10 protein-coding genes are annotated in these 12,064 nt (G+C 39.1%); 3 read left to right on the top strand and 7 right to left on the bottom strand.

Features of this window, described 5'->3' with window-relative positions; genetic code table 11:
- Positions 1-436: 436 nt before the first annotated feature.
- Positions 437-2,524: a phosphate acetyltransferase gene (gene pta / locus BLR60_RS00890; protein WP_090496175.1), complete on the top strand. Its 2,088-nt coding sequence runs from the start codon at positions 437-439 to the stop codon at positions 2,522-2,524.
- A 2-nt stretch (positions 2,525-2,526) separates the two neighbouring features.
- Positions 2,527-3,723, top strand: a complete 1,197-nt coding sequence (locus BLR60_RS00885) for an acetate/propionate family kinase (RefSeq protein WP_090496174.1) — start codon at positions 2,527-2,529, stop codon at positions 3,721-3,723.
- A 63-nt stretch (positions 3,724-3,786) separates the two neighbouring features.
- Here BLR60_RS00885 and BLR60_RS00880 read toward each other — a convergent pair whose 3' ends face one another.
- A complete protein-coding gene (locus tag BLR60_RS00880; protein WP_090496173.1) occupies positions 3,787-4,170 on the bottom strand; it encodes a VOC family protein in 384 nt (127 codons plus the stop codon).
- Between the two features lie 108 nt (positions 4,171-4,278).
- Positions 4,279-4,758, bottom strand: a complete 480-nt coding sequence (locus BLR60_RS00875) for a DinB family protein (protein ID WP_090496665.1) — start codon at positions 4,756-4,758, stop codon at positions 4,279-4,281.
- Positions 4,759-4,867: 109 nt separating this feature from the next.
- Here BLR60_RS00875 and BLR60_RS00870 point away from each other — a divergent pair, with 109 nt between their 5' ends.
- Positions 4,868-5,941, top strand: a complete 1,074-nt coding sequence (locus BLR60_RS00870; protein ID WP_090496172.1) for an aminotransferase class V-fold PLP-dependent enzyme — start codon at positions 4,868-4,870, stop codon at positions 5,939-5,941.
- On the opposite strand, the gene BLR60_RS00865 is transcribed toward BLR60_RS00870, so the two are convergent.
- The 5 genes from BLR60_RS00865 to BLR60_RS00845 are packed head-to-tail and all read right to left on the bottom strand — an operon-like array spanning position 5,938 to position 11,975.
- Positions 5,938-6,912, bottom strand: coding sequence for an L-histidine N(alpha)-methyltransferase (locus BLR60_RS00865; RefSeq protein WP_090496662.1), 975 nt, complete (start codon positions 6,910-6,912; stop codon positions 5,938-5,940). The genes BLR60_RS00870 and BLR60_RS00865 overlap by 4 nt on opposite strands.
- A 7-nt stretch (positions 6,913-6,919) precedes the next feature.
- Positions 6,920-8,068, bottom strand: coding sequence for an ergothioneine biosynthesis protein EgtB (gene egtB, locus BLR60_RS00860; protein ID WP_090496171.1), 1,149 nt, complete (start codon positions 8,066-8,068; stop codon positions 6,920-6,922).
- Positions 8,068-9,639: an ABC transporter permease/substrate-binding protein gene (locus BLR60_RS00855; protein ID WP_090496170.1), complete on the bottom strand. Its 1,572-nt coding sequence runs from the start codon at positions 9,637-9,639 to the stop codon at positions 8,068-8,070. Before BLR60_RS00855 ends, egtB begins: the two co-directional genes overlap by 1 nt.
- Positions 9,632-10,591, bottom strand: coding sequence for an ABC transporter ATP-binding protein (locus BLR60_RS00850; protein WP_090496169.1), 960 nt, complete (start codon positions 10,589-10,591; stop codon positions 9,632-9,634). Before BLR60_RS00850 ends, BLR60_RS00855 begins: the two co-directional genes overlap by 8 nt.
- 1 nt (position 10,592) lies before the next feature.
- Positions 10,593-11,975, bottom strand: a complete 1,383-nt coding sequence (locus BLR60_RS00845; RefSeq protein ID WP_090496168.1) for a mercuric reductase — start codon at positions 11,973-11,975, stop codon at positions 10,593-10,595.
- Between the last annotated feature and the right edge of the window lie 89 nt (positions 11,976-12,064).

The raw sequence follows: 12,064 nt of genomic DNA, 5'->3' as shown, positions 1-12,064 counted from the left end.
TCAAATTTGTGAATATGCTCGTGGAATCGTCATTGCGAGAAGGCTTTTCAGCCGACAGCCTGTCCTGATTTTTGGGGCAATCTTTATGCAAAGAATCGCTAACATGAAAGATTGCTTCGTCGTTCGTCCTTGCAGTGACGACCGGACTATTGGATTCTGTCAATAGTAGCCTGTTAAGGATGTGCTAAGACAAGCATGAATCCATTTTGGAAAACTATCTTTGATCGCATAATAAAATGATTATCATCACAATTAAATAATTATCTAATGGAGCTATATGGACAGGAAAAGCATTTTCACTTAGTTTAATCGCGATTTATCTAACAAGCTAGAAAGTATTAACCAAAAAATAACTTAACGCACTTTAATTTTTAAAATAAATATTTCCAACTATATTGGGCATAATTCGTTATTGATATGCATTTGCGCCTTTATTATGACTAAAAATATATTCATTGCCTCAGCCGAACCTTACACAGGCAAATCAGTAATTGCTTTCGGGATGATCAATATGTTGTTGGCAAAAACCCAAAAAGTGGGCTATTTTAAACCCATTATAGCACAAGATGATCCGAATAAAAAGGATGAACATGTAGAAGCCATGTTAGACTATTTTTCGCTTCCTGTTAACTATGAGGATGCTTTTGCTTTTACCCGGCAAGAAATGCTCCACCAATCAGAAGATAGTGGCGGAATTATCAATACCATCATCAGTAAATATAAAAAATTAGAAGATAATTACGATTTTACCGTAATTGAAGGAAGCGATTTTTTGGGTGAAGGCACTGCGTTCGAGTTCGAATCAAATGCTTTGATGGCCAAAAACTTAGGTGCCCCTGTTTTAATAGTTGTATCGGGAAAAAACAAAACGGCAAGTCAGCTTTTTAAATCAGCCATCAACATTTACCGTAACTTTTTGTTGCGCGATGTGCAGGTTTTAGGTGTAGTGGCAAATATGGTAAATCCGGAAGAGGCAGACCGGATTAAACAAGCTTTAAGCAATCAGTTACCAGCTGAATTATTGATCGCCGTCATTCCAACTGAAACAGGTTTGCAAAGTCCAACCATGAAAGAAATTACGTTGGCTTTAGGTGGCGAGGTGCTTTTTGGTACAGAATTACTGGACAATCAGGTTGATAATTTTGTGACAGGTGCCATGATGTTACCCAATTTTTTAAGGCACATTAAAGATAACCTGCTTATTGTTACCCCAGGCGATCGTGGTGATATTATTATTGGCGCACTTCAGGCCAATTTATCAGCCAATTACCCAAAAATAGCAGGCATTGTTTTAACAGCAGGCAGTTTGCCCGATGAGCCCATTATTAAATTGATTGAAGGCTTACAGACGATTATCCCAATTATAGCGGTGCCAAAAGGAACTTTCGAAACCACCACAACTATTGGCGGGATCCACTCCAAAATCACCATCGAAAACAAGAAAAAAATTGCTTTGGCTATAGAACTTTTCGAAAAATATGTAGACATAAAAGCACTAGATGATAAAATCATCACCTTTAGCTATCAGGGCATTACTCCACACATGTTTCAATATCAGCTGGTTAAATGGGCCAAACGCGATAAAAAACATATCGTTTTACCAGAAGGAAATGATGAGCGTATTTTAAAGGCGGTAGAAAAACTCATCACCCAGGATATTGTAGACATTACGCTTCTGGGCGACCCAACTGAAATTACTAACAGCATCAAAAGGCTTGGATTAAACCTGGATAGCAATAGCATAAAAATACATAATCCCGCCCATTCAGCCCATTACGGCGATTATGTAAATACCTTACATGAATTGCGTAAAAATAAAAATGTAAACCTGGAAATGGCCAGAGACATGATGACCGATGTTTCTTATTTCGGAACCATGATGGTGTATAAAGGTGATGCGGATGGCATGGTTTCAGGGGCCGTTCACACCACGCAGCATACCATCAGGCCTGCTTTACAATTTGTTAAAACAAAGCCAGGCGTATCTGTCGTTTCTTCTATTTTCTTTATGTGCCTGCCAGAACGTGTGGCTATATTTGGCGATTGTGCAGTTAACCCCAATCCTACGGCCCAGCAATTGGCAGAAATAGCCATTTCTTCAGCAGAAAGCAGCGCCAAATTCGGTATTGAACCACGTATAGCCATGTTATCTTATTCTTCCGGTACATCAGGCGAAGGTGAAGATGTAGAACGCGTAAGAGAAGCCACTGCCATCGTTAAAGCAAGGCACCCGGAATTAAAAATTGAAGGCCCGATACAATATGATGCTGCTGTAGACCCACTTGTCGGTAAACAAAAACTCCCGGGATCTGAAGTGGCAGGCAGAGCAAGTGTATTGATCTTTCCCGATTTAAATACCGGCAATAATACTTATAAAGCAGTACAACGGGAAACCGGTGCATTGGCCATTGGACCAATGTTGCAGGGATTGAACAAGCCCATAAACGATTTGAGTCGAGGTTGTACCGTAGATGATATTTTTAATACTGTTGTGATTACAGCAATCCAATGTCAAGACATTTAAACATGAACATTTTAGTCATCAATTCCGGAAGTAGTTCCTTAAAATATCAGCTTTTTAAAATGCCAGAAAAAGCACCTGTTTGCAGCGGGCTGGTAGAACGCATTGGCATTGAAGGTTCTTTTATAAAACATACGGTTTATCGCAATGGCGAAAAATTCAGTATAGAAGAATCTGGTTTTATAGCTAATCATGGCGAAGCATTAAGACAGGTTTTGGCCTTATTAACCGCTGGAGATTATGCAGTAATCGCAAGTCCGGATGATATTGCAGCTGTTGGCCACCGTGTGGTACATGGCGGTGAACATTTTTCAGGGCCGACCATTATTACAGAAGATGTAAAACATCAGATCAAAAAGTTATTTTCACTTGCGCCGTTACATAATCCAGTGAATTATAAATGTATTGAAGTAGCCGAACAGACTTTTGTAAATGCCAAGCAAATTGCCGTATTCGACACGGCCTTTCATCAAACTATCCCCGAAAAGGCTTATCGTTATGCCATTCCAGAATCGTATTATAAAGAAAATGGCATCCGGGTGTATGGATTTCATGGTACCAGCCATAAGTATGTAAGTGAACAGGCGGTGAATTGGTTAAAACAAAAAGACAGTAAAATCATCAGTATCCACTTAGGCAACGGTTGTAGCATAACGGCTATCAAAAATGGTCAATCGATAGATACCAGCATGGGGTTTGGACCATTAAGCGGGTTAATGATGGGCACACGTTCCGGAGATATCGATCCATCGGTTATTTTTCATTTAATGGAACATTCCGGATATACCTTGGCACAATTGAGTACGCTGGTTAACAAAGCGTCTGGTCTTTTGGGTGTGGGCGGTTCGAGCGATATGCGCGATATTAGAAAAATGATAAATGAAGGCAATGCAGCGGCTACTTTGGCCATTCAATTATATGCTTACCGGATTAAGAAATTTATCGGCGCTTATGCAGCTGTCTTAAACGGTATAGATGCCATTATATTTACCGCAGGTGTTGGCGAAAACGACAGCAACATGCGTGCAGCGGTGTGTTCAGAACTTGAATATTTAGGTATTGAATTGGATCCCACCCTGAATACAGCTTACAAAGGTGAATTAAAAGAAATTAACACAGCAGCTGCAAAGGTTAAAATATTGGTTATTCCAACTAACGAAGAATATGAAATTGCGCATCAGTGTTATGGGCTTATAGGCTAATCGCAAGGCTTCCGAAGTTTGCGCTATAGCATTCGCTTTGCAAACTTCAGAAGTCTTTTAAGCCTAGGTGGTTTCCAATATAGACAAGATGTTGCCTGCCGGATCTCTAAACCAGGCAATATCTGGCCCACCGTTTCCTCTGGAAATACCTTTTTGATCGGTTTTGATTGATTCCTGATTATAAATTTCAAACTTCACTCCTTTGGCTATCAAGTCATCAACAGCCTGATCAATATTTTCTACCGGGAAGTTAAGCACTGTAAAAGTTGCCGGAACATGATTAGGTTTTGGGTACAGGAGTATATTCGACGACCCCGAAACCACCACTTCAATCACTCCCATCGGATTATCTTTAACTTCGAGGCCCAATACCTCCTTGTAAAATTCTTTTGCTTTTCTTACATCGTCTACAGAAAATGAACTGAATGCTTTTGAGTTTTGTAACATAACTTAATTTTTTTAATTCTTTTTTGGGAGAACGGATAATTAATTTAGCTGATTGTCCTTGCAATAATTACTATTTTGGAAGCAAAAGCCTGGCCTCAAAGATTAATGTTAGCTAGATTTCCATGCTCCCAACAAACGCCTGATGACGACAATTTCGGCAATGTGATAAGCATTGTGATCTGCAATCTGTAAAGCTTCAGTCAAAATACGTTGTCCATCGCCATGTGGTATTGTATCGTATATATTTGACGATTCCAAAAGCGCTATAAATGCTTGCAGATCATCATCAATTTGCTTTAAGGTATTTTTCCAGGTTTCCTCGTCCTTTGGAATTACTTCTTTTGCCCAATATTCATCGGGCCATTTTGGCGATTGATGGGCTCCGTTTTTACTAAATTCCAGCATATCCCATTGGGCGATTTTAATATGCGCTACCAATTGCCAGATGCTATAGGGTAAGTTATAAGGCTTTTCGCCCAGGAGATTAAAAGGTAGATTGGCAACTGCGTCCTTAAATCCTACATGTGCTCCGCCCCCGTTTAAGAGCTTTTTTAATTCAGTAACCAATATTGCGGTTTGACTTTCCATAATGCCTGTACGTTTATAAAACAACAATCCTGATTCCCATAGGTTTGTATAAAAATTAATTTTGGCGGGCAGCATTTATTTTTAATGTACATTTCTTTTAAATTTGGACATGAACCTATCTTTCCCTATCCTCAAAGAATATACGTACCTCAACACGGCCAATTCGGGCATCTTATCTACTAGCTTAGCTGAATGGCGGGCCCAGCATGACGAAGCGTTCGTGGCTGGTGGAAGCGTGTTCAAAATGGAAAGTATGTCCCTTATTACTGACGTGAGAAATAACATCACAAAACATTTTGGATCAAAGCCCGAAAACACTTATCTCGTTCAGAATTTTTCGTTAGGCTTCAATATTTTATTGAATGGATTAGATAGAAATCATCGTTTTTTATTGTTAGAGGAAGAATATCCCTCGGTGAGTTACCCCATAATGAGTATGGGGTTTGATTATCATAATGTGCCAATTGATGAGAAACTAGAGGAAAACATCATTAATGCCATTGAAAAGTTTAAACCGACCATACTGGCATTTAGCATGGTACAATACATTAGCGGTTTCAGAATGGATGATGATTTTATCCGGAAGTTAAAAACAACCTACCCTAACCTGTTATTGGTTGGCGACGGCACTCAGTTTTTAGGCACCACTACCTTTAATTTTGAAAAATCGGGCTTAGATGCATTAATTGGCAGTGGATATAAATGGCTTTTAGCCGGATACGGAAATGGTTATGTAATGTTATCCGATCAGATGAAAGATGCCATTTATGTAAAAAACAAATTGACCAATTTGCCTGCAGCGCCATTTTTAAAAGAAAAAGATCATTTATCGATGTGTTTCGAACCCGGTCACCTGGATACTTTAAACTTTGGCACCTTAAACGAAAGTTTAAATGATCTGGGTGTAATGGGTTTCGATTATATTGAAAAAACCACACAAACGCTCAGTAATCAAGCCAGGTTGGCATTAAATGCGAGAGGATTAGTGCCCGATTGGATGCTCGGGAGAAAGTATCGATCTACCATCATGAGTATGCCGCTGGATCAAAAAAAAGTAGATAAATTAGTCGCAGCTAAAATTCTGTGCTCACCCAGGGGTGCTGGTACCAGGATTTCCTTCCATTTTTACAATACGGAAGAAGATTTAAACCAGCTGCTCCAAGTTTTAGATGGGAAGAACTAATCTACCCGCCAAATGGCATCTACAAAATATTGTTTTTGGTCAAAAAAGCGCTGAATTGGTTTAAAACCTGTTTTTGTTGCCAATTGATCAATATCGTCTAAGGAATATTTTTGGGAAATTTCCATAAAAATATGTTCATTTTCGGCAAATTGAATAACATGGTGCCCAATATTTACGATCTGATTTTTTAAACTGATGAGGTAACTTTTACAGGCGCCTGATGCCGGATCATAACTGGCGTAATGCTCAAACTGATCGATATTAAAATCTCCATCAAGTTCTTTATTGATGCGATGAAGCAAATTTAGATTGAAAGATCTGGTAATCCCACCTTTATCGTTGTAAGCGTCGAGGATCTGTTGTGGATTTTTTTTCAGGTCGAAACCAATAATGAGCAGATCTTTTGGAGCAAGCAATTGCTTCAGCGAAAGACAGAAACTTTCCGCATCAGCAACGTTCATATTACCAATATTTGCACCCATAAACAATACTACTTTTCTACGGTCAGACAATTCAGCAGCCTTTTTCAGCATATCAAAATAATCACCATTTAGGCCTGTAATATCCAATGAAGAAAGTTTTTTAGGCAAATTTTCTTCCAGATCGGCAATAACATGTTCAGAAATATCAATTGGAAAATAGCTAAATTCCATTTGAGCATCTAATAGAGATTCTAATAAATAGATAGACTTGGTGGCATCACCCGCACCTAATTCGATCAGATCAAAGGCTGTTCCATCTGCAGATATGGCTTCTGAAAGTTGTGCAGACTGGTTTTGGAGAATTTCCATTTCAGCATTAGTGAGATAGTATTCTTCCATGTCCATAATCTGCTGAAATATGCGGTCTCCGATAGCATCATAAAAATACTTGGAAAGCATAAATTTTGGTTCAGATTGTAGCCCTTTTAATGTTTCCTGAAGAAACTGGGTTTTGTTGTCGGTTGGTATTTCAATGGTAGTGATGCTCATAATCATTTTATTTTACCAGGCGTATGCCTGTATATTGCCATCTTAAATGTGGATGAAAGAAATTTCGATAAGTAATACGTGAATGATTTTGTGGTGTAGCGACGGAAGCCCCTCTAAGTACTTTTTGATTGACCATAAACTTTCCATTGTACTCGCCAATGGCCCCAGGGGCTTTACTAAAACCAGGATAAGGGAGATAAGCACTTTCTGTCCACTCCCACCTTTCGCCCCAGTTAAAGTTTTTTGCAGCTACTTCCCACTCAAATTCAGTAGGCAAACGCATGCCTTTCCAACTGGCATAGGCATAAGCTTCATAATAACTTATATGACTTACCGCTGCATTGGGAGCAATTGGTAAAAGTCCGCCTAAAGTATAATTAAACCATTCTCCATCAATTAAATGCCAGTACATGGGTGATATAATATGATTGCTTTTTACCCAGTCCCAGCCCTCCGCGTGCCAATAATTAAAATTTTCATATCCACCTGCATGGATAAATGCTAAAAATTCGGCATTGCTGACCAATGTTTTACTAATAGAAAAATCGTGCAGGTAAACCTGATGTCTGTTCAGTTCATTGTCGAAGCTAAAACCGGTTCCTTCATAACCGATTTGGTAAATTCCACCCGGGATATCGATCCAGCCTGATTCGTTTTCAGATGCCAAAACTTCTTTTTTGTCTTTAGCATAAACCGGAAATAGCGGGTTATTACCTAAAATATATTTAATATCAGTTAACAACAATTCCTGATGCTGCTGCTCATGATTAAAGCCCAAAATCAATAATTCCTTAACTTCATCATTTAACGTTGTACTTAAAAAACTTACCATGGCTTCATCTACATAAGCACGGTACTGATAAATTTCATTCACGCTTGGGCGGCTTAAATTGCCCCGATCGGTACGGATTACCCGATTTCCAACAGTTTCGTAATAACTATTGAACACGAAATTATAATCGTTGTTATATACCTGATAGTTAACAGAAAAAGGTTTTAATATAAAGGTTTCAAAAAACCAGGTGGTATGCCCTAAATGCCATTTGGGCGGACTAACATCTACAACAGGTTGTACCACGTAATCTTCAGTTTGTAGAGGTTCACAAACCTGTTCGGAATATTTCCTAATCTGTAAGTATTCTTCTGCTAGTGTCATTAATTTTTATCCAGGTAATTTTTAAGGTCTGTGATGGTATTAACATTCAGTTCTTTTGATTGTTTTTGTCGCATCATTAAAGCATAAGAATTGTTAAAACCGATCGGTTTGAGCCATTTGATTTTAAACTTTTTCTCGAATTCAGTACTTACATAGTTGTAAGTTTTTTCTTTATCATGTGCCATTTCCTTTGCAATTTTTGGATTTGGCTGCAACAATACCAAAAGGCCGGTCCCGGTATATTCGGGATAAAAGTCGATCTGATCGTTCATCAGCGCATCAAAACAGATTTTAGTTCCGCCCAATCCGGTTTTGGTAGCTACAGCATACTGTGTATTGCCTTTAATCAGCATGCTATACATTTCTGCGAGAATATATTGTTCTCCAAAAATCTTCGAACCGATCCGAACAGTGCCTTTGTGTCCGTTTTTAGGCGCTTTATACAAGCCCTTGCTGATCAGAAAATCCCTAGCAACCCGCTCTGGTTGCTGATGAAGATAATCTGTTCTATAGTTCAGATCGGTCATGATCGAATCTGTAATTTTACCAGAGAGCAGATTCAAAGTTTTTTCCAGTTCGGGAAACTGTTTTAAAGCTTCATCCCGAACTATGGGTGCGGCATAATAAGGCGGAAAAATATTCTTGTCATCCTTTAAGATTTTCAGATCGAAAGCTTTTAACCTTCCATCGGTAGAATAACCACTAATTACATCCAGTTCTTTCGCATAAGCAGCTTTGTACATCACCGCATCGCTGATCACGATGGTATGGATCTTTAAGCCATAAGTTGATTTCAATCCAAGATCTCCATCCTGCCTGCCCATAAATTCAGGTGTAAATCCAGCCGTTAAGGTAGAGCCATAAGCTGAGGGTAAAGCATAAAACCCACCTAAAACCAAAATTATTACAGGAAAAATGTATAAACCTTTTCTTAACTTTTTAACATCCGTTTTTTGAACGAGCGAAAGTAAAGCATCAAGTATAATCGCCAGTAAAGCGGCTGGAATGGCGCCGGCTAAAATCATATTGGTATTATTGAGGGAAATGCCGCCAAAAATAAACTCACCCAATCCTCCCGCAGCAATAAACGAAGCCAAAGTAGCAACCCCTACATTAATCACAGTTGCGGTACGGATCCCCGCTAAAATAACAGGCATGGCTAGAGGCAATTCTACTTTTAACAAAATCTGGCCTTTACTCATGCCCATCGCCCTCGCAGCCTCTTTAACATGTAAATCGATGCCAATAATGCCGGTATAGGTATTGCGGATAATTGGAAGCAAAGCATAAATCAGCAACGCAACAATAGCTGGTTTGGCGCCGATGCCCAAAACCGGGATCATGAAACCCAATAAGGCAATACTTGGAATGGTTTGCAATACACCGGCAATGCCTAAAACCATCCCCGAAAGTTTCCGTTTTCTGGCAATCAATATGCCCAAAGGTAAACCGATGGCAATAGCAAGGATTAAAGAAATAAAGGTTAAACCTCCATGTTGCAAGGTTTGACTGAGCAATTTATCAGACTGCCCCGACATAAATTGCCATAAGGTTTGCTGTTGCTCATTCATGATGTTGTGCGTTTTGGTATTGATTAAATCCGCTGGTTAACTGTTCGAAATTAATGGATTTAATGGCTTTGTTGGGTCCTGAAATGAACAGTTCCGACCGATCCTTGTTCCGCAATAATTCCATAGCTTCCCATATACTTAAATCTGCAGTTTCAGTTTCTCCGCGATGAACTATTTCTTGAGGTAAATAAGTCCAGATATCCTGTATATTAACAACTTTGAATTCAAGTATAAGCTTCTGTCCGGCAAGAAAACGCTTTGCAAAATCATTTGTTGGCTGGTACAATAATTCTTTAGGTGTACCGATCTGAACCACCTCTCCTTTATCCATTAAACAGATCCTGTCTGCAAGCTCAAAGGCTTCCAAAACATCGTGTGTTACCATCACAATGGTTTTTCTTTTCAACTCCTCTAAAGCCTTAAATTCTTTTTGGATACTGGTGCGGGTAACATTGTCTAAAGCTCCAAATGGCTCATCCATTAATAATACGGACGGATCGGTAATCAATGCACGGGCCAGGCCTACACGTTGCTGCTGTCCGCCACTTAATTCATGCGGATACATGGTCAAGGTACTTTCCGGAAGATGAAGTTTTTCAATCAGTTCTTGTGTACGGCTTACAATTTTTGCCTTATCCCATTTCAACAGTTTTGGTACAAGTGCAATGTTTTCGGCAATGGTATAATGTGGAAAAAGGCCAATATTTTGCATCACATAACCTATTCCCTTGCGTAACACATCGGGATCCTCATCGATGATATTTTCATTGTTGATTAAAATCTGCCCTGCATCGGGTTCAATTAAACGGTTGATCATTTTCAAGGTGGTGGTTTTACCACAGCCACTGGTACCCAACAAGACCAATGTTTCCTCCCTGGCCACACTAAAAGAGACCTGCTTCACCGCCTGGGTATCGCCAAATTTCTTGCTTATCTCTTTTAATTCGATCATCTCATTTATCGAGTTTCATAAATAGGTTATTCAGCGATTCTGTATAGGTAGGATGTGCAAAAACGCAATACCTGATCCTATCGTAAGTAATATCGCCTTCCATGGCCATTTGCAAAACAGACATGATTTCCCCGCCTTCTGAAGCCAAAATAGCTGCTCCCAAAATCTTTTTCGTATCCGGATCTACAACCGCCTTCATTAAGCCTAAAGTTTCGTTGGTTTCAATTCCGCGTGCCACCTGCGACATTGGAATCATGGCTACTTTATAATTCAAATTCTTTTCTTTCGCTTCTTTTTCCGAAATACCAATCCTGCCCAGTTGAGGGTCGGTAAACATACAATATGGCACAGGCCGATCCTGAATGGAGTACTTCATGCCTTCGATCAGGTTGCGGTAAACAATGGTATAATCGTTATAGGCAATGTGCGTAAAGGCTGGCCCTCCTTTTACATCACCCAATGCATAAATGCCTTTAACATTGGTTTCCAGTTTTTCATTCACTATTATATGACCTTTATCATCCATTTTAACACCACAATTTTCGAGGCCTAAATCAGCAGTTTGCGGTATGCGCCCGACTGCAACGAGTACATGACTTGCTGTTATGTTCTTTGCAGTTTTACCGGACTGGAGCAATACATGAAGCTGTTTTTTGTCCTGACTGATTTTATCAATCTTTACATCCGTAATGATTTCGATCTTTTCATCGGTTAAAATTTCAGTGAGGGCTGATGAAATATCTTCGTCTTCTCTTGACAATATACTTGATGATTTTTCCAAAATGGTGACTTTACTACCAAAGCGATTAAACATTTGTCCAAATTCCAGCCCAATATAATTACCGCCAATAACCATCAAATGCTCCGGAACGGTTTCTATATCTAAAATTGTTGTAGAAGTAAGATAGTCAATTTCATCCAATCCTTCTATATCTGGTAAGGCAGTTTTTGCTCCGGTATTAATAAAAATCCAATCGGCGGTTACTTTTTCTTCGCCACCGTTATTCAGACTAATGGTTAATTCTTTTTCAGCGCTGAATTTTGCCGTTCCGAAAATGAGCCTCAGCCCTTTGGTTTCGTTAATTCCTTTTTCTGATGAAGATCTAAACTGATTTACAATATCGTTTTTACGCTGTTTTATTTTATTGAAGTCAACTTTGACAGATCCTATTTCGACACCTAATGCGGAGGCTTTTTTAGCCTGATATATAGCTTTTGCAGAAGCGATCATCGCTTTTGTTGGTGTACAGCCATCGTTAATACAGGTACCACCGACCAATCTTTTTTCAATAAGAACTGTTTTTTTACCGGCTTCGGCAAGTTTTTTAGCCAATGGTACGCCTGCCTGCCCCGCTCCGATAATTATTGCGTCGTAATGTTTCATTGATGGAATTTATTTTGCTTTTATCATAACCTAAATAGGTAGATCAATGTTTGACTTAACATGATGTTTAGTAAAATATTTAAAGTTTA

It is taken from the genome of Pedobacter terrae, from assembly GCF_900100705.1.
GTDB lineage: Bacteria > Bacteroidota > Bacteroidia > Sphingobacteriales > Sphingobacteriaceae > Pedobacter > Pedobacter terrae.
The sequence above is the reverse complement of the archived record's forward strand: the minus strand, read 5'-3'. Positions and strand labels throughout refer to the sequence as shown.